Genomic DNA, 20,198 nt, shown 5'->3' on the forward strand with positions numbered 1-20,198 from the left:
CTAAAAGAAGTAATGCCTTTTAGCTACATGACGACTGTTGTTAAGGGTTAAGCTTTTTAAACGTGGCTCTTTTTTTCAACCAACCATCACCAAACTGAAACACCGCTAAGCTCAGTAATATGATGGCAGCGCCAATAAGTAATTGTTGATCAATTGCTTCATTATTTAACCAGCCCCCTAAGCCAATCGCAAAGCTTGGTGTGATCAAGGTGGTTAGCGCCACGGTACTAGCTGGTAATTTTTGTAACACATGAAAATAAGCAAGCGAACCAACCAATGAGCCAAACACGCCCAAATACACAATTGACCACAGTGATTTTACTGTCCACGTACTCGTATTGAGCTCACCATCGAACAACCACCAAGTAATAAAAAATAAGGGCGTAACAAATACTAATGCACCAAATGTGGTCGCCATTGGATGAATAGCAATTTTTATTCGCTTGATCATCACCCCACTTAAACTAAAAAAGCACACAGCCATAAATACGTAAGCTAAACCCTGCATTTGCATCAATGAGCCTTGCATGTGTTTTTCACTTACCAAAAATAACCCCAATAGCGCAAATGCTAACGCAATTAGTTTAACAACGCTGAATTTTGGCTCGTTGAGTAATCGCTGTGCTAATAAACCAGATAAAATTGGTGCCAGACCAAACATTAATGATATCAGCCCTGATGGAACTGTTTTAGCTGCCATATAACTCAACAGCATGCCACCATATATGCCGATACTCGAATAACCATACAAAAAACACGCACGACGGTGCCAAGGGACACGAATATTAGCAATCGCCACAACTAATGCAGCCAGCACTAATCCTATCGACATCCGTAACAATACCGCGAGCGTTGGTGTAACAGACTCACTGCTCCAAACAATTCCCAAAGGCGTTGTTGACCAAATTAAGACCATTAAAAAATATGATGCTTTAACGCTCACAAGCGGATCCTTTTAGCAAAGTGGCGATAACAAAGAGGAAGGAGATACAGCACTAACCGCTTTGAAATCGCGGTTAGTAAAAAACAACTTAACCGCAGCGCAGCAATGGGCGCACAACTGATAGATTCAGCCATGGGCGCATGGTTAGGGCTCGGTTAACTTGTTGCATGTAAATAGTATTCTTAATAATAAATTGAATTTATAGAAATAGCAGAACTGGTTAATAAGTCAACTGCTAGAGTGGTTTTTATACCAAAAACTGACTTCACAATGATGGCTTGTAAATCATAAGTTACATTTAATTTCTTTGATTTGTAACAAAACTATTTAAGTTTGTGCCAACTAGTTATATCTTGCCTGCCTCTCACGATGTTTTAGGGGCAAAAAGTGCTTAAAAATAAAACAATAGGCAGCATGTTAATTGTTGCAGGTACCACTATCGGCGCAGGGATGTTGGCGCTACCAATCGCTTCTGCGGGACTTGGCTTTACAACCGCATTAGCATTAATTATTTCAATATGGGCGTTAATGACTTATACCGCATTATTAATGCTCGAATTACATCAACATGCTGATCGCGATGCCACGCTAAATACGTTAGCAAAATCATGGTTAGGTAAACGCGGCCAATATCTGGCTAATTTTTCGGTGATGTTTTTATTCTATGCGCTTTGCTCAGCTTACATTGCAGGTGGTGGTGCGCAACTACAAGAAAAAATAAATAACGGCTTTAGCCTCGATATTGCTCCGCAAGTAGGTTCAATCATTCTAGCGATTGTAATAGGCACAGTTGTTACCTTAGGCACCAGTAAGGTCGATAAGCTAAACCGAGTGTTATTTAGCATCAAAATTGTGGTACTGGCGAGCTTATTTTATATGTTAACCCCGTATGTTCATGGCCAACATTTACTCGAAATGCCCATTGAACAAGGCCTTATTTTATCAGCTATTCCTGTGGTATTTACCTCTTTTGGTTTTCATGGTTCGATCCCATCGATCGTTAAATATGTTGGTTTAGATATTAAAACCTTACGCCGTGTCATGATTGCCGGAGCAGCTTTACCGCTGGTTATTTACATTTTTTGGCAGTTGATCAGCCAAGGTATGATGAGTCAAGCTGAATTACTAAAAAGCTCTGGCTTACCAGGCTTTGTGGCAAGTATTGCCAGTATCGCTAATAACGCAGCTGTTGCCACTGCAGTTAACCTATTTGCAGACTTAGCACTGGCAACCTCATTTTTAGGGGTGAGCCTAGGATTATTTGATTTCTTTGCTGATGCCTTTAAAAAAGGAGATGGTAATAAAGATCGGATAAAAACAGCCCTCATTACTTTTATCCCGCCATTAGGATTTGCATTGTTTTACCCACAAGGTTTTATTATGGCGCTTGGCTATGCAGCTATCGCTTTAGTCGTACTAGCAGTGTTTTTACCCGTAGCAATGGTTTATAAGCAGCGTAGCAGCGATAAAGGCGGCTATACAGTGCGTGGTGGTAATTTTGGTCTGGCAGTAGCGGCGCTTTGCGGCGTGCTTATTATCAGCGCCCAAGGGCTGCAGATGGCAGGTTTAATCCCCGCGATAGGTTAATGCAAAAAGGCACCTAAATGGTGCCTTTTGGTATTTTAACTAACTTGAGTTAGATTAAACATGTGTTTAACTCAATCATCAAGCTTTGCAAATAGCTTTGGCAAATCTTGCTCTGCTATAGGCGGGCTATAATAATAGCCTTGCACTATAAAGCAGTTATTGTTTTGTAAAAACTCCACTTGTTCTATGGTCTCAACGCCTTCGGCTACCACATTCAATTTTAACTTTTGTGCCATCGCTATAATTGCCGCAGTGATCTCCATGTCATTTGGATCATCCGGTATATCTTTAACAAACGAGCGGTCAACTTTTAAAATATCAACTGGGAAACGTTTTAAGTAGCTCAATGACGAATAACCCGTGCCAAAGTCGTCTATCGATATTGACACGCCAAGCGCTTTTAGCTGATGTAATTGCGTAATTGCCGCTTCCACATTACCCATTAGCATACTTTCGGTTAATTCCAGGTGTAACCGCTTAGCCGACACCTTGGTTTTCTTAATAATCGATGCCAATAATGGCACTAACTTAGCATCTTTAAACTGACGAGCAGAGAGATTAATCGAAATATTATTTTCTCGCCCTTGCGCTGCTAATCTTGCTGCAAACTCACACGCTTCTTGTAGCACCCAAGCACCTAACTCAACTATTAAACCTGTTGCTTCAGCTATTGGGATAAACTTGGTAGGTGGGATCATCCCTTCAGTTGGGTGGAACCAGCGGATCAAGGCTTCATAACCGACCACATGCTGAGTGCGACTATCAACTTGTGGTTGATAGAAAATCACAAATTGCCGTGCTTTGATTGCTAAACGCAGTTCGTTTTCAATAAACAGTCGCTCATTTGCTGCAGCATCTAATTCTTGGCTATAAAAGTGATAAGTATTACGCCCTTTTGCTTTAGCCTCATACATAGCTAAATCAGCGTGTTTTAATAACTGGTCTTCTTCTTTGCTATCATATGGTGCCATAGTAATGCCAATACTAGCACTAATAATGACCTCGTTATTGCCAAGCATTATTGGCACATTCAATGTTTTTTGAATCGTGTTAGCAACATCCATTGCATGCTCTTGACGCTCAATTCCACTGAGTAAAACTGCAAACTCATCGCCACCTAAACGGGCAATTGTATCTTCCGCTCGCAGTCGTTTTTTCAAACGGTTAGCAACCTCAACTAGTAGCTGATCGCCTGCATCATGACCAAGTGTATCGTTAATACGCTTAAACTCATCTAAATCAAAATAGAATAAAGCAAACGCATAATGGCCACGCTCTGCAAGCGCCATTGACTTACGTAATTGCATTCTAAAGAAGGTACGGTTAGCCAGCCCTGTTAAGGTGTCGAAATAAGCCAATTGCTCCATTTTCCGCTGGCTTTCTTTAACAAACGAAATATCCTGTGCTGAGGCAACATAACTGGTGATGCTGCCACCGTCTTCGCGAATTGGTGAGATACTGAGCGACACCCAGATTGGCTTTTTATCTAGACCTTGGATCAAAGTATCGCCACGCCAATAATTTCGGCTGCGTAAATCAATATCAATGTCATCAACCAAAATAGCCATTTCTTTGGCGATAATACTTAATAGCGGTGACTGCATAAAGTGATTTTCTTCAAATCCGGTCATTTCTAACATTTTTGGATTGACGTATTCAATCACGAAGTTTTGATCGGTGATGACCACTGCAGTGCCAGAAAAAGCAACCGCTTTAGATAATCGATTTGCGGCTTTTTCGGCAATCTCTTTTTCTGTAATACGCTGATTCAGACCATCAATAAGCTTACGAATTTCAATAGCCATATCGCGAAAAGAGCCATTTAAAGTACCAATTTCGTCTTTATTTTCTTTTGGAAATTCAATTTGTAAGTGCCCTTTGCCAAAGCTGGTTACCGCATGTACTAATGAATGAATACGACGTAACACCAGTTGGTAAAGTGCTTGATGTAATAACAGTGCGACTAAAATGGCATATAAAATAAACAACCCAAAAAACTTCACTTTTAGCTCTTCAAGTGCTGAAAGTGCTGATGAACGTTTTTTGTAAATTCCTATATACCAGTCTAAATTATCAACTTTACGAATATTAATGATGTGCGTTTCACCATCTTGTACAAAAGAGTCTGCGTATTCTGGTAAATGCATTTTGATAGTTTGATTGATCAGCTCTTGTAGATCGCCATTAACAAAATCATGAGTGCGTAGTGGTTTGCCTGCTTTACCGTAGGTTTCGTAAAGATTTTTATTCAGATCAGGATGAGCAAGTAATTGCCCTTGGCTATCAAAAACAAATAAGTGCTGCTCCTTGTCACCGATCGGTAATTGCGAAATAAGCGTATCGAGTGCTAAATCGCTGCCAGTAACACCTAAAAATTCATTTTCAAGATAAACTGGCACCAGTAAACTCACCACCCATTTATGCCAAATTTTATCGTAGTAAACTTTAGACCACACAGCCGAGCGGGTTGGGTTAAGCGCTTCTTTTGCGTAATTAAAACTTTGATTATCAATAAACTGATGAGAGCCTGCAACATTCAGAGCCCAATTAGGTGGCGCAATACGGATAAAATTATCTTTGGTGATTAAATAAAAGTTAAAGAAATCTTGGATCAAGGTAGGCGCTACAATTTTCCATAGCGATTCAGAATCATTAATGAGTTTTTTATAAAAAGGTGAGTACTTATCTTGTGGCATAAAAGCCGCAGATAAACCATCATCAGAGGCACTGCGAATACTGCCATCGGGGTCAAAGCTGAGCTGCGCACTTTGGCTACTGAGCAATTGCGAGGAATTATAAAATAATTGGCTAGAGACGACATTATTCGCTTGCTCCGCAATATTAATTTTGGTTTTCACCAGAGTATTAAACTGACGGATCAGACGTTCGCTGGAATGCTTGAGAACTTCATGTTCTTCAAATACCAATTGTTTTTCTTCTGATTTTAGCATTAACACCGCTGCACAGATCCCAGCAATTAAACAAATTGCCGAAATTAACAGCGAAAGCTTCATACTCAACGAATTTACACCAAAGCGTGATGGTGGGCGTCTATACACCACAGGACAACCTTATTTTTAATAATTATTTTTATTTAAATTCACCTAAATAAATATACCAGATCCCTATTTAGATTTATAAATTTTTCGTTGAAATTACTGAAAAAATCCCATATCAAAAATAAACTATCCTTTGGCGGCGATAAAACCCGCTAGAGTGTTGACTTTATAGCCCACTCTCCATACATTAAGAGTATGAATATAATATTTTCGCAATTACATTTTTCGTTTTTTAGCTTCTTTAGATAGAAGAGGCTTACCTGTTTGCGAGATTAAATCAACCGAATAGCAAAGCCTCCCAATTGGGAGGCTTTTTTGTTTTTATTACCCAAAAGGTAATTTTTTGGAATGAGGAACCCAAAAATGACTAATGATGTACTTAATTCACTTAGACACGATATCAATGAAATTGATTCTGACCTATTAGTGCTATTAGCAAAACGTCGCCGTATTAGCCACGGCGTTGTAGAATATAAGATTGCTAATAATAAACCGATACGTGATGAGGCCCGTGAACTTGCCTTGTTAGAAAAACTCATCGGTTATGGTAAGTCTCTTGGTTTGGACGCTTATTATGTGAATAACGTTTTCCAAACAATTTTAGAAGATTCAGTACTTAATCAACAAGCCATGTTACAGAAGAACTTAAACCCAGATGCTATGAGTGAAACACACCGTGTTGCTTATTTAGGTGGTCAAGGTTCTTACAGCCAACTTGCTTGTCATAAATATTTTAGCCGTCGCCCAGGTAAACTTGTTGAAATGGGCTGCTCTAGCTTTGAACAGATCACTGGTAAAGTTGAAAATGGTCAAGCAGATTTTGGCTTATTACCCATTGAAAACACCAGCTCTGGCAGTATTAACGAAGTGTTTGATTTACTGCAACACGCACAAGTCTCCATCGTTGGTGAAGTAACCCACAGTGTTGAACATTGTTTATTGGTCACACCGGGTACTGAGCTTAGTCAGATCAGTAAGATTTTTGCTCACCCGCAACCATTCGCTCAATGTAGTCGCTTTTTACAAGGCTTAGGAGATATTCAACATGAAACATGCGATTCAACCTCAAGCGCTCTACAATTAGCATTAGATACCCCTAATAGCGCAGCAATTGGTTCAGCTCAAGCGGGTAAGAATGTGGGTTTAGAAGTGATTAAATCAGGCCTTGCGAATCAACGTGAAAATCATAGCCGTTTTATTGTAGTTGCCCGTAAGCCTCTTTATGTATCAAAACAGATCCCGACTAAAACCAGTTTAATTATGGCAACTAAACAACAAGCAGGTTCTTTGGCTGATGCGTTGATGATTTTCAAAGAACATAATATCAACTTAGTAAAACTAGAATCACGCCCTGTGCCGGGTAACCCATGGGAAGAAGTATTCTATGTGGATTTAGAAGCAAACCTGGTTGATAACCATGTTAAGCAAGCACTTGAAGAACTTAAAGAACACACCCAATATGTACGCGTACTGGGCTGTTACCAAAGTGAATCGCTGCAAGCTGTTAGTATAGAAAGTTAAGCGCTAAGTAAAATATAAAAAAGGGGCTAAAATTAGCCCTTTTTTATTATCTGTTTTTCACACAGCGGTTATCAATCAAGTACTTTCGCATCATTAGCTTTGTTTAACAGGCTGCGACTTTGCGTTAAAAAATGCGCAGTAGCATCTGAAAAATACGCTTTAGCATCCGCAAATGAATCAATTAAAGCGGCCTTATCACCGGCTTTTAATTTTGCCAAGGTACTTGCAAACGTATCTTGATATTGTGCAAGTAAAGGCTCTACGTTATCAAATTGCGCTAGCATAATGTCTGAATAAAGCTCTGGTGATTGTGCGAATAAGCGCCCTACCATCATCAACTCTAATTGGTAAATCGGTGATGAACAACTGCGGAGCTCTTCGAGGGTATGACCTTGTTTTGCTAAAAACTGGCCGTATACAAAAGTGGTTAAATGGCGCATAACCTGAATAATTTGCATAGCTTCATCGTGCTTTTGCGCATCGAGTTCAACAAGTTGACAGCCCCACACTTGCAGTTGCGATAATAAACCTTGGGCAATCTCATGGTTACGGCCTTCGCAAACCACCACTGTTTGCTTTACCCAATGAGAAATATCAGGACCAAACATTGGATGTAAACCGACTACAGGACCGCTATGCACTGCTTTTAATACTTTTAACGGTGCTTGCTTAACTGAAGTAATATCAACTAATAAACAATCATCATCGAGCTTAGGTAAGGCAGTGACCACTGTTTCTAAGGCATTAATTGGCACACTGATCATCACCAGTTTTGCACCCGCTAATATTTCTTGCGCGTTACTTTGCTGTTCTTTGTCGAGTATTCTAACTTCATACCCTGAGCGGATAAATTGCTGAGCAAACAATTGCCCCATAGCGCCTTGACCACCAACAATCACAATAGGTGATAACTGTGGCGCGCTACATGCTAATTTAGCCTGTTGATTTTGGTAAGCTTCGCGCATCATACGGCGTAGGATATCTTCCACCAATTCAGGATTAACACCTTGGTTAATCGCTTCTTGGCGACGAGCAGCTAATAAAGTAGCTTCACGATCAGGCGCATGCAGTGGCGCACCCGTTTGTTGTTTGATTGCGCCGATCTGCTCGGTAATACTATTACGTCTAGCCAGCAGTGCAACCAACTGGGCATCACATTCATCGATCCCCTCTCTTAACTTATCTAACTCTTTTATATCCGCCACGCGACTACCACCTTAGAAACTGCAATTTCGTACATTTAAATTTACATAAAAGTAAACTAATCAATACGATAAATACTAACAGGATCGCTTAGTTGTTAAAAGGCTAAATAAGCAAAAGAATGAGGGTTTAAGCGTTAAGCCATAAGTTATAAGTTGGCCGAGTTGTATTTGATTTATGAGTAATTCTTGGATGGGTATTTTTTTACTGAACTTCTCTGCGCTCTAATCAAGTTATGGTGATCACTTTAACGTTGAGCGATCTTAATCTTTTAACTTTATCCTTTAACCTCACTAGCCTTCTAATTCGATAACTTTACTCTACCTAACTTACTATCTCTAAAAACCAAAACGGGTTGCAGCCCGAAGGTTGCAACCCGTTTTTTTGCGTTGATAAACAGCGCGTATTAGTTAAGTTTTTCTCTAATACGTGCAGATTTACCAGAACGCTCACGTAGATAGTAAAGTTTCGCACGGCGAACTGCACCGCGACGCTTAACTGCTACGCTATCGATAAGAGGGCTGTGCGTTTGGAATACACGCTCAACACCTTCACCGTTCGAAATTTTACGAACTGTGAATGCTGAGTGAAGACCACGGTTACGCTTAGCGATTACAACACCTTCAAAGGCCTGTAGACGCTCTTTAGCACCTTCTTTTACTTTTACCTGTACAACCACTGTATCACCAGGGCCAAATGCAGGTACGTCTGTTTTAAGCTGCTCATCTTCAAGCGCTTTAATAATATTTTGGTTTACTTTTGCCATTATGTTTCTCACTTTCCTAGGTGTAACTGTCTTCTAGCCACAAGCTTTTTGGTACTCTTGCTGAAATTTCGCGAGTAATACCGCTTGCTCCTCAGTCAGAGCTAGGTTATGCAACAAGTCAGGACGGCGTAACCAAGTTCTGCCTAATGACTGCATCAGCCGCCATTTTGCTATCTCTTGGTGGTTTCCGCTGAGTAATACAGCAGGAACCTGTTTGTCGTCCAATGTTTCTGGCCGTGTATAGTGAGGACAATCTAGCAAGCCATCCGAAAATGAGTCTTGCTCTGCTGACTGGTTGTGTCCTAATACACCCGGCACTAATCGCGCTACTGCGTCAATTAATGTCATGGCTGGTAGTTCACCACCACTCAAAATAAAATCACCAATCGACCATTCTTCGTCAACGTATGATTCTATTATTCTCTCGTCTATACCTTCATAGCGACCGGCAATTAAAATCAGTTTTTTAGAGCTGGCGAGTTCGCTTGCCCCTTGCTGATCTAATTTGCGCCCTTGCGGGGACATATAAATTACTTTTGCACCATCTCCTGCCGCCTGTTTGGCGTCAAGAATGGCTTGTTTCAGTGGTTCAACCATCATTAACATACCTGGACCGCCCCCGTAAGGACGATCATCCACGGTTCTATGCTTATCAATAGCATAATCTCGTGGGTTCCAGCAGTTAAAGTCGATCAGACCATTTTTTACTGCTCGACCAGTTACACCTTGAGTTGTAATGGCATCAAACATGTCCGGGAAAAGGCTGATAACCCCTACCCACAACGAACTCGTTTGACTCATTAAAAGCCAGGATCCCAGTCTACTGTAATTTCTTTTGCATCGTGCTTAATCTCTTTAATAACTGAATCAGTTAAAAACGGAATTAAACGCTCTGCTTGGCCAAATGCATCTTTATTGTTTGCTTTCACAACCAATACGTCATTTGAGCCTGTCTCCATCAGGTCATCAACTATGCCTAAGTCATAACCTTTATCGGTTACAACAGACATGCCAATGAGATCTCGCCAATAGAACTCACCTTGCGGGAGCTCTGGTAATTGCGCTGCATCCATTGAGATTTCTGCATGGGTATAAGCCATTGCTTCGTCTCGATCGTTTACTTGCGCAAATTTAGCGATAAAGCCTTTGTTGTGGCGACGCCAGTCGACCACTTCTAAGGTCTGCCATTTACCTTGCTGCCCTATCAACCACGGGCTGAAATCGAAGATCCCTATGGGATCATCAGTAAATGAATGTACCTTAAGCCAGCCCTTTATACCATATGGGGCACCGAGCTTTCCTACGACAATGATTGATGAGGTGTTCTCTTGACTCATGGTTACACTTACGCCTATTAAGCCGCTTTACGAGCGTCTTTAACTAACTTATTTACGCGATCTGAAAGAGATGCGCCCTGACCTACCCAGTGTTCTACACGAGATAAATCTAAACGTACTTTTTCTTCTTGACCACTAGCAATTGGGTTAAAAAAGCCTACTTTCTCGATGAAGCGACCGTCACGCGAGAAACGGCTATCCGCAACCACAATTTGATAGAAAGGGCGTTTTTTAGCGCCACCACGTTGCAAACGAATAGTTACCATACCGTCCTCTAAATAGATTGACTGTTTTCATTAATAAGATTTACTCCCCAGTATGGGGAGCTGGGGAATTGTACGAGTTTTTAGCAACAATGCAAGTAAGAAGTGACTCGAAATGACTGTTAAGTTGATTAAACTATGATCTACGCGTTAAATCAGGCTATATAGAACTTTCAACGCATAATTTATCTACAAAAAAAGAGGCTATTTGCCTCTCTTTTTAGTTAACTGACTCGCTACATCAGCATGGCGTCAGTTAAAACATTAAAATTTAGGGCCACCGCCACCCATCATTCCTGGTGGTAACATGCCTTTCATGCCGCGCATCATTTTCATCATGCCGCCTTTACCTTTCATTTTTTTCATCATTTTTTGCATCTGCGTAAACTGTTTTAGCAGCTTATTGATCTCTTGTACTTGCGTACCAGAGCCTGCTGCAATACGCTTTTTACGAGAGCCTTTAATGATCTCTGGACGCGCACGCTCTTTTTTCGTCATTGAGCTGATGATCGCTTCCATCTGAATAAAGGTTTTATCACCCATCTGACCTTTCACTGCATCAGGCAGGTTTTGCATACCAGGTAATTTATCAAGCATTGACATCATGCCGCCCATGCTTTTCATTTGCTTTAATTGATCAGCAAAATCATCAAGAGTAAAGCCATCACCTTTAAAAACTTTTTCAGCAACTTTTGCAGCTTGCTCTTTATCGACTTTCATTTCGACTTCTTCGATCAATGAAAGTACATCCCCCATACCAAGTATACGCGATGCGATACGATCTGGATGGAAAGGCTCAAGCGCATCAGTGCGCTCACCAACACCCATAAACTTAATAGGCTTGCCGGTAATATGGCGGATTGATAGTGCAGCACCACCGCGCGCATCACCATCGGTCTTGGTTAGTATCACACCGGTCAGAGGTAATGCTTCATCAAACGCTTTGGCAGTATTGGCAGCATCTTGACCCGTCATGGCATCAACCACAAACAAGGTTTCGATTGGGTTAATAGCATGATGAAGATTTTTAATCTCGTCCATCATGTCATTATCAACATGCAAACGACCTGCGGTATCAACTAATACAACATCGATAAATTTCTTTTTCGCATGAGAAATAGCTGCCTTCGCAATATCAACCGGCTGTTGTGAAATGTCACTTGGGAAAAACTCAACACCTACTTCATCGGCCAGTGTTTCCAACTGTTTAATAGCCGCAGGACGATAAACGTCGGCACTGACTACTAATACTGATTTCTTTTTACGTTCTTTTAAGAATTTGGCAAGCTTAGCAACACTGGTCGTTTTACCCGCACCTTGCAGACCCGCCATCATTACAACGGCTGGCGGTTGTGCGTTTAGGCTCAACTCTTCGTTTGCTTCACCCATGGCTTTTTCAAGCTCTTCGCGAACGATTTTAATGAACACTTGCCCAGGACTTAGGCTCTTAGTTACTTCAATACCTACCGCGCGCTCTTTAACTTGTTTAACAAACTCACGAACAACGGGTAAAGCGACGTCGGCTTCTAAAAAAGCCATACGCACTTCGCGTAGTGTATCTTTTATATTGTCTTCAGTAAGGCGTCCACGGCCGCTGATATTCTTTAAGGTTTTACCTAATCGTTCTTGGAGGTTCTCAAACATGTAAAGGTTCCGATCAAACGTGATATACCAATTTCCCAACCAACGTTATTGCCGCAAGTTTAGCACTTACTATTAATAGCGCTGATTTCATATAATCAGTATTATTAAAATTTTAATTAAAAACAGTATACCGTAAATGGTGGCGCACAATACAGTGTTCAAGTGAGCTGTTTGAGTTTCTTTTTACAAACTCTATGCATTTGCCTCACTATAAAATACAATGCCATTACTCTAACAAGGAATATTTGACTCAAATTGAGTGGCCCAAGCACTATGCTGATTATTAGTTTAACTATTATTGCCAGTTTATTTTATATCTTCGCGACGTCTCACGTGCTGTCTCGGTTATTTCACCAACAAGGTCCGAGCCAAAAGCTGACGGTTATCCTCAGCACGGTGGCAATTTTAGCCCACATGTTATTACTGGTGAATTCAGTGTTTCGCGCCGATGGCCAAGATTTAAGTATTGTTAATGTATCACTGTTAACCTGCTGGGTGATTGTGGTCTCTGTCACTACGGTGTCGTTAAAATTCCCTGCCACATTATTACTGCCTGTTGTCTATGGCTTTGCTGCTTTGCTAACAATTGCCAGCTTATTTATCCCGCATCATATTTTATTGCAAAGTATTGATGTTGAAATAGGTTTAGTCACTCATATTTCGCTTTCCCTGCTTGCATACTGTGTGTTAATTATTGCCACTTTATATGGCGTACAGTTTTACTTTATTGATAAACGCTTAAAACGAAAAGACTTAGCGATTGTGCATAGCCATTTACCGCCATTAATGGTGGTTGAACGCCAACTCTATCACTTATTAACGCTAGGCACGGTTTTGTTAACCTTAGCGTTATTATCTGGTTTTATTTTTCTTGATGGCATGTTTGCTAGTGAATTTATTCATAAAACTGTTTTATCATTAATTGCTTGGGCTATGTTTGCAACGGTGACAATTGGTCACTTAAAGCAAGGCTGGCGTGGGAAACCGGTCGTACTAGCTATCATGGCTGCTGCTTTTGTTTTAACGCTGGCTTATTTTGGCAGTCGTTTTGTGCAAGAGGTGATCCTGAATAAGTTTTAACTTGACTCAGGCAGCTCACTCCCGCTTAATACGCATTGGTTAAATAAAAAAGGATCCTTCTTTGGACGACATCTCTACAAGTGTTTTGTTTATAATACTTGGAATACTCATACTTTGTTCTGCATATTTTTCTGGTTCTGAAACGGGCATTATGTCAATTAACAGAATCCGCTTACGCCACCTTGCTAAAGAAAATCACCGCGCAGCAAAGCGTGTCAACAAACTTTTGAGCCGTCCTGATAGACTTATTGGCCTTATCCTTATCGGTAATAACTTGGTGAATATTGCTGCCGCGCAGGTTGCAACCATTATCGGTATTCGTTTATATGGTGATTTAGGTATCGCTATTGCCACTGGCGCACTAACTTTAGTAGTGCTTATATTTGCAGAAGTTACGCCTAAAACGCTAGCTGCGCTTTACCCTGAAAAAGTTGCCTTTCCTAGTTCGGTGATACTCAAAGGGTTACTAAAAATTCTCTTTCCATTTGTCGTCGTCGTTAACTGGATGACCAATGGCATATTACGCCTATTTGGTATTAGTGCTGCACAAATAGATGAGCACAGCATGAGTAAAGAAGAATTAAAAACGGTGCTGAATGAATCGGGTGCGCTGATCCCCGCGCGTCACCAAAGTATGTTGACCTCCATTTTAGATTTAGAGCAAGTCACTGTCGAAGATATTATGATCCCGCGCAACGAAATTGTTGCCATTGATATCAATGATGACTGGAAACTAATTAGTAAACAGCTTACCCATGCACAACACACGCGAGTACTTTTATATCGCGACCAAATTGATGATGCGGTAGGCTTTATTCACTCACGGGATGCACTGCGGTTATTAACAAAAGAGCAATTTGATAAACCATCATTGCTTCGCGCAGTTCGTGAGATTTATTTTATTCCTGAAGGTACGTCGCTCAATACTCAGCTATTTAAATTTCAGCAATCAAAAGAGCGTATCGGTTTAGTAGTTGATGAATATGGTGATATTCAAGGATTAGTTACCCTCGAAGATATTCTTGAAGAAGTGGTCGGTGACTTTACCACTACGCAAACACGTACTCCAAGTGAAGAAGTTGTGTCACAAGATGATGGCTCATTTTTAGTTGATGGCGGTGCTAACGTACGCGATCTAAACAAAGAAATGGATTGGGAGTTCCCTCTTGATGGCCCGAAAACATTAAGTGGCTTAATTGTCGAATACTTAGAAGACATTCCTGATGCCAACTTGAGTTTGCGTATTGCAGGCTATCCGATTGAAGTTGTTGAAGTAAAAGAGAACATGATCAAACTGGTGCGCATTCAAGCGAACAAGCGCAAAATATAAGCAATATCTGTAGAGTAACCTATGGTTACTCTACTCCCTCAGCTCATCCCCGCAACAAATTTTTTGTTCATTATTCTCTATAAAGTGTTAATTATTAGGCTATTATATTTGTAACTTTATAGATGTGGAAAATGCAATGGAAGATATCTCTATCGAGACCCTGTACACCAAAGCGATTGAAATGCTAATGACCTATGGCCCTCGATTTTTATTGGCAATCTTTGTTTTAATTGTTGGTTGGTGGTTTGTTGGCCGTATTGCCAGTATGGCTGAAAAATCAATGGCAAAGGTAAAATTTGAAGCCGGATTAAGTCATTTTTTGGTCTCCTTCTTATCGGTTATTTTAAAGTTGCTATTACTGATCTCAGTCGCATCAATGATTGGTATAGAAACAACCTCGTTCATTGCTATGCTCGGTGCTGCAGGCTTAGCGGTCGGTATGGCATTACAAGGCAGCCTAGCGAATTTCGCTGGTGGTGTGCTGATCTTATTTTTTAAACCATTTAAAATTGGTGATGTCATTGAAGCCCAAGGCTATATGGGCAAAGTGGTTGAAATTCAAATATTTGTTACCGTACTACTCACTTATGATAATGAAAAAATTATCATCCCAAATGGTGCACTTTCTAATGGCTGTGTAAAAAACAAGTTTGCAGAACCAACTCGCCGCGTCGATATTGAGTTTGGTATTAGCTACAGTGATGATGTGCTTAAAGCGCGAGAAGTACTAATGGGCGTGTTAAATAGCTACGAGTTAGTACTCAAAGATGAGGCAAAACAACCGGTTGTGCATGTAAGTCAGCATGGCGATAGCCATATCGGCATGTTGGTCTGGGCATGGGTTGATTCTGAAAATTACTGGCCAGTGTATTTTGGTTTATACGAACGCGTTAAAATTGCCTTCGATAAAGAAAATATTACCATTCCATTCCCACAGCGCGATGTACATATTCATCAATTCCCAGGGAAATAAACTAATATTAAAAAGCCCGCACAGCGGGCTTTTTAAAATCTTGAATCTTGTCAGATCAGCTAAATAATCTTTCTAACCACCCTTTATCTAAATCGTCTTCACAACGTTTAAGCTGAGCCGCATAGCGACTTGCACGATTTTTTACTTTATTAGCCACTGCCATTAACCACTTTTTATTTTTATAGGTGCCGCGTTTATAACCGCCCCAGCCTTCGTGGTAATTTAGGTATTGCGCGTAGGCATCCCATTTCGAGATGCCATTAACTTTATGAGTCTTATAAACAAACCAGCCCATAAAGTCGATAGCGTCATCAAAATCATCGCGATCTGCGCCACTATTACCCGTTTCACGAATATCATCAGACCAGGTGGGTGTTTTTGCTTGTGAATAGCCGTAAGGTGAACTTGCTCGCCCTGTTGGAATAACCCACAAAAAGTATTCCATTGGCGGTGCAGCATCGTGTTTAAAGGAGCTTTCTTGATACATCATGCTCATTAGTACATGTTTAGGTGAGCCCCATTTTTCTTGGGCATCTTTTGCGTCATAGTACCAATCGCTTTTTTCTTCAAAAATTTTACATATATCATTAGGTTGCTTTGGAGGGGCTGTTGCGCAACCAGTTAACAGAGCCCCCAGCGATAAAATAATTAAACTATTTTTCATTTTTTTTGTTGCTCGCTGAACTTTTTATAAAAGTATAAGTCTTATTTTATGAATGCGCAGTTTAGCATTGTTTATCCCTGAAGAATCTTTACGCAGCCAACTTGGGCTGCGTTTTTTTTGCCTGCTTATTTAGCTGCAAACTTACTTAGTGGCAAAATAATCATCTAAAAATGCATTAAATGTTTGATTATCAGCGGCTTTCAACTCGCGTTCAGCAATAACTGACTGTTCTGCTTGTTGTTTTAAATAGCTGTCTGAATACACTTTATATGGCGTATCTTGATGTTGTTGCTGGTAACTTTTTGCCAACGATAAGGCAAAATAACCATTATCAATACCAGACCCTTTCAGTTGACTAACGTAGCGCCCTGAGTATGTTAATTCAGGATCTGCTATCCATTGGCTTAATCGAGTAATCGTTTCGCTGTAATAGCTAACGCCGTAAGCATTATCCATATAGGCTGCAACTTGTTGTAACTGTACGAAGATCTCTGCTCCCCACGTTGCTAGACTGCATAAACTACCAGAGCGATTTAGCATCACTTCTAAAGCGCGACCTTGGCTTACAACCGTATCTAAATTTTCGGTGCTACGCTGTTGCGAATCCCAATCCATTGTTGGAGAATCTTTCAATAAGCAATAAGTTAGAAAAACATCTAGGAAATGAATTTGCTCAATATCAATTCCCGTTGCTGCAAATGGATTTACATCTAGAGCCCTGATTTCAATATACTCAATACCGCCACGTAACAGTGCGTCAGTCGGTGTTTCACCACTTTTAGCATTGCGCTTAGGACGAATTGGCGAATAAAATTCGTTTTCAATCTGCAATACATTTTTATTCAATTGTTTAGGCTGGGCATCTTTATAATCAGCAAGCTGACCATAAATATCTGACGGTGAATGAATCGCACTTTTTAATCCTGCTACATATTCATCTAGTGAGTTATACAGTACTTTTAGTGATGACTGAGCACTGTTGGTATAACCCAAATTACCTAAGCGCAAAGCTGTACCCACTTCAAGATAAAGCGTACCTTTACCTAGCTTTTTAAAAGGAAGATCCGTACTACGCCCTTGTAAAAATGAATTACACAGCGCTGGCGATGCACCAAATAAATAACTGATCAACCATAGTTCTCGTTTGAAGTTACGGATCAGTCCTAAATAACCTGCCGAAATAAACTCTTGTAATGAGCCAGTATCGCCTTTAATCGTTTTTAAACTCTGCCAAAATGACTCTGGAAACGATATATTAAAGTGCACACCGGCAATCGCTTGCATCATGCTGCCATAACGATTTTTAAGACCTTCGCGGTACAAGGTTTTCATGCGTCCAATATTAGAATCACCAAATTGAGCTAATACAATGTCATCTTGATGTTCTATAAAACACGGCATACTGATAGGCCATAATAATTCATCGCCCATCTGTGATAGGGTAAACTTTTGTAAGTCTTGCAGCTGATTTAACGTTTCTTCAGCAGATTCACTAACGGGTGTTATAAACTCTAGTAAAGACTCAGAAAAATCAGTGGTGATATGCCCGTTAGTTAACGCACAACCAACCCCTTTTGGATGACCTTGCTGTGAAATTACACCGTTTGGCTTGATCCGCAACGCTTCTCTTTCAATACCGCGTTGAATGCCTTTAATTGCGTATTTATGCTGTTCTGGGGCTAGCGCTGCTAACGCTTTAGTTAAATCATGTGTAGTCAAAAATGCTTCCTCGAGCCACGTGGCCTAATCATAAGTCAATGGGGGCAAATTGATAATACTCAAGGTTTAATAGTGGCATAACTCTAATTTCCACTATTTTCCAAGAAGGTCACCGTATGTTTGTAAAGCAAACTTGCTGCGGGCAGCCAAGCTATAATAGCCAAATATTTACTAATCTTGCCATTGTAAGAGCTAATATACAATTGCTTTAATGACACCACAGTAATGCAAGATACTGACTAATTAAATGTTTGCTTGTTATGTGCAACTCATTGCTGACATTTACTCATTGCTCGCACTAGAGCAATGATATCTATTTATATATTAAGCTATTACCCGCGCACTTTTTGCAAGTTTCTTTGTTTTAGATCATTAAAAAGCTATTTAATAGCTATTTTACTCCTGTGATCACTGAACCTGCTATCATTACATTTGTATGAACTTTATAATCATCACTAATAATAAAGCATGTTTAAGGACTACCTATGCGTCGGGGTCAGCAGTTAATAAACGAAGAAGTCACCTTTTCAGATCACCAGCAGCTCGTCTCCACTACAGATATACGTGGAGTGATAACCTATGCAAATAAAGAATTTTGCAACATTGCCGGCTTCACCCTTGAAGAACTGATTGGCAAAAATCATAATATTGTTCGCCACCCAGATATGCCTAAAGCAGCATTTAAAGAAATGTGGGGAAAACTCAAACAAGGTCATTCATGGCGCGGCATGGTAAAGAATCGCTGCAAGGATGGCCGCTATTATTGGGTTGATGCATTTGTTACTCCTATTTTTGAACATGGTCAACTCGTTGGCTATCAATCAGTACGAACAAAACCGAGCGAACAACTAAAACGACGCGCACAAAGCCTATACACTAAAATAAATGCCGGTAAATCGTTGTCCTCTTGGCGTGAATGGGTCGGTGTTCGCCAAAGTGCAGCCCTACTGATTGGCTTACTTGGTTTAGTACTATTGGCAGCTTTTGTATCTATTGCTGTTGCATTGATAACCGCGTTATTTAGTTTACTAATTATGCTATTAAATTATGATGAATTAGTTTTCACACCAACAGCACTGAAACAGCTAAAGGCAGTAAATGATTCTGTATCCCGCTATGTCTATGTCGGCCATCATCCATTTAGTATTAGTGAATATAACCAGCAAATGCTTAATGCTAAATTACGTACCGTATTAGGACGAGTAAAAGATACGACTGTCACGTTTACCGGTATTGCGGCTAATCTAGACCAACAATCAGCATTAACTGAAAAAGGCATTGCCGCACAAGGACAACGCCTTGGCCAAATGGCCACCGCAATGTCACAAATGAGCGCAACCATAGGTGAAATATCGAGCAACACTCATCATACCGCTGAAAAAGTAAATATTACTTACCAAAGCTGCACTGATATAAAACTGCACATTGCAGACAATAGTGCCATGGTGTCTGACCTTGCTTTACAAGTTGAACAAGCGGCAAGTACTGCTAATTCCCTTGCAACCGAGGCGGATAAAATAGGTCAAGTAATGACTGAAATCGAAGGCATTGCAGAGCAAACCAATTTGCTGGCATTAAATGCTGCAATTGAAGCCGCGCGTGCTGGTGAACATGGCCGAGGCTTTGCGGTAGTTGCCGATGAAGTGCGTGCATTATCTTCTCGTACTCAACGTGCTACTGCACAAATTCATAGCTCTATTAAAGAAATTCAAGATACCCTGTTTAGCTGGTCCACGGTCATGAAAAACACCAAGGCGCAAGCCGATGAATGTGTAAATACCACCGGACATACCCAAGTTGAACTGGATAGCATCTTCGCGCAAATAAGTGAAATATCGCAACTAGCGACACAAATATCTGCTGCCGCCGAGCAACAACAAACTGTCAGCCTCGATATTAGCGACAACATTACACAAATAAAAGGTTACAGTGACGAGAACTTAACGTTGAGCTTTAATGTCGCTAAAGGTGCTGCACAGCTTGTCGAAGGCTCACGTAAAGTTAACGATATTTTACTGACTTTTAAGGTTTAATTAAGCGCGGCTAAATGATAGGGGTTTATCTTTAATATTTACTTTATAACTTTTTATTCGCAGCGAGTTTAAGGCC

At 40.5% G+C, this 20,198-nt stretch carries 16 protein-coding genes; 6 read left to right on the plus strand and 10 right to left on the minus strand.

What is annotated here, in order from left to right:
• Positions 1–40: 40 nt before the first annotated feature.
• Complete coding sequence (locus tag H5232_RS06590) at positions 41–943, minus strand: DMT family transporter (RefSeq protein WP_145237168.1); 903 nt, start codon at positions 941–943, stop codon at positions 41–43.
• Between the two features lie 387 nt (positions 944–1,330).
• Between H5232_RS06590 and H5232_RS06595 the strand changes: the two genes are divergently transcribed.
• Positions 1,331–2,530 (plus strand): aromatic amino acid transport family protein, encoded by a 1,200-nt coding sequence (locus tag H5232_RS06595; RefSeq protein WP_145237171.1) that lies wholly within the window; start codon positions 1,331–1,333, stop codon positions 2,528–2,530.
• A gap of 71 nt (positions 2,531–2,601) precedes the next feature.
• On the opposite strand, the gene H5232_RS06600 is transcribed toward H5232_RS06595, so the two are convergent.
• Complete coding sequence (locus H5232_RS06600) at positions 2,602–5,592, minus strand: EAL domain-containing protein (RefSeq protein WP_182717095.1); 2,991 nt, start codon at positions 5,590–5,592, stop codon at positions 2,602–2,604.
• A 360-nt stretch (positions 5,593–5,952) separates the two neighbouring features.
• Between H5232_RS06600 and H5232_RS06605 the strand changes: the two genes are divergently transcribed.
• Entirely contained in the window at positions 5,953–7,110 is a 1,158-nt protein-coding gene (locus tag H5232_RS06605) for a chorismate mutase (protein WP_149980790.1), read from the plus strand.
• A 71-nt stretch (positions 7,111–7,181) separates the two neighbouring features.
• Here the strand turns inward: H5232_RS06605 and tyrA are convergent, their stop codons facing one another.
• The 6 genes from tyrA to ffh all read right to left on the minus strand — a co-directional run bounded on the left by tyrA (position 7,182) and on the right by ffh (position 12,323).
• On the minus strand, positions 7,182–8,315 hold the full coding sequence (gene tyrA / locus H5232_RS06610; RefSeq protein ID WP_145237181.1) for a bifunctional chorismate mutase/prephenate dehydrogenase: 1,134 nt from the start codon (positions 8,313–8,315) through the stop codon (positions 7,182–7,184).
• Positions 8,316–8,719: 404 nt separating this feature from the next.
• Positions 8,720–9,079 carry a 50S ribosomal protein L19 gene (rplS, locus tag H5232_RS06615; protein ID WP_002962189.1) on the minus strand — a complete coding sequence of 120 codons (360 nt, stop codon included), beginning with the start codon at positions 9,077–9,079 and terminating at the stop codon, positions 8,720–8,722.
• Positions 9,080–9,112: 33 nt separating this feature from the next.
• The gene (gene trmD / locus H5232_RS06620) at positions 9,113–9,880 is read right to left on the minus strand and encodes a tRNA (guanosine(37)-N1)-methyltransferase TrmD (protein WP_145237185.1); all 768 of its coding nucleotides are present in this window, start codon (positions 9,878–9,880) and stop codon (positions 9,113–9,115) included.
• Positions 9,880–10,416 carry a ribosome maturation factor RimM gene (gene rimM, locus H5232_RS06625; protein ID WP_149980792.1) on the minus strand — a complete coding sequence of 179 codons (537 nt, stop codon included), beginning with the start codon at positions 10,414–10,416 and terminating at the stop codon, positions 9,880–9,882. The genes trmD and rimM overlap by 1 nt, the downstream gene beginning before the upstream one ends.
• 17 nt (positions 10,417–10,433) lie before the next feature.
• A complete protein-coding gene (rpsP, locus tag H5232_RS06630) occupies positions 10,434–10,682 on the minus strand; it encodes a 30S ribosomal protein S16 (protein ID WP_145237191.1) in 249 nt (82 codons plus the stop codon).
• Positions 10,683–10,943: 261 nt separating this feature from the next.
• Complete coding sequence (ffh, locus tag H5232_RS06635) at positions 10,944–12,323, minus strand: signal recognition particle protein (protein ID WP_145237194.1); 1,380 nt, start codon at positions 12,321–12,323, stop codon at positions 10,944–10,946.
• 273 nt (positions 12,324–12,596) lie between these two features.
• Here ffh and H5232_RS06640 point away from each other — a divergent pair, with 273 nt between their 5' ends.
• The 3 genes from H5232_RS06640 to H5232_RS06650 all read left to right on the plus strand — a co-directional run bounded on the left by H5232_RS06640 (position 12,597) and on the right by H5232_RS06650 (position 15,706).
• Entirely contained in the window at positions 12,597–13,403 is an 807-nt protein-coding gene (locus H5232_RS06640; RefSeq protein WP_145237197.1) for an inner membrane protein YpjD, read from the plus strand.
• A 61-nt stretch (positions 13,404–13,464) separates the two neighbouring features.
• The gene (locus H5232_RS06645; RefSeq protein ID WP_145237200.1) at positions 13,465–14,733 is read left to right on the plus strand and encodes an HlyC/CorC family transporter; all 1,269 of its coding nucleotides are present in this window, start codon (positions 13,465–13,467) and stop codon (positions 14,731–14,733) included.
• Between the two features lie 136 nt (positions 14,734–14,869).
• Positions 14,870–15,706, plus strand: coding sequence for a mechanosensitive ion channel family protein (locus H5232_RS06650; RefSeq protein ID WP_145237203.1), 837 nt, complete (start codon positions 14,870–14,872; stop codon positions 15,704–15,706).
• A 55-nt stretch (positions 15,707–15,761) separates the two neighbouring features.
• Here H5232_RS06650 and H5232_RS06655 read toward each other — a convergent pair whose 3' ends face one another.
• Positions 15,762–16,370, minus strand: coding sequence for a hypothetical protein (locus H5232_RS06655; protein WP_182830677.1), 609 nt, complete (start codon positions 16,368–16,370; stop codon positions 15,762–15,764).
• A gap of 141 nt (positions 16,371–16,511) precedes the next feature.
• Positions 16,512–18,089 (minus strand): glutamate--cysteine ligase, encoded by a 1,578-nt coding sequence (gene gshA, locus H5232_RS06660; RefSeq protein ID WP_182717093.1) that lies wholly within the window; start codon positions 18,087–18,089, stop codon positions 16,512–16,514.
• Between the two features lie 485 nt (positions 18,090–18,574).
• Between gshA and H5232_RS06665 the strand changes: the two genes are divergently transcribed.
• On the plus strand, positions 18,575–20,122 hold the full coding sequence (locus H5232_RS06665) for a PAS domain-containing methyl-accepting chemotaxis protein (protein WP_182830678.1): 1,548 nt from the start codon (positions 18,575–18,577) through the stop codon (positions 20,120–20,122).
• The last annotated feature ends 76 nt before the right edge of the window (positions 20,123–20,198 follow it).

It is taken from the genome of Pseudoalteromonas sp. SG41-5 (genome assembly GCF_014164495.1).
Lineage (GTDB): Bacteria > Pseudomonadota > Gammaproteobacteria > Enterobacterales > Alteromonadaceae > Pseudoalteromonas > Pseudoalteromonas rhizosphaerae.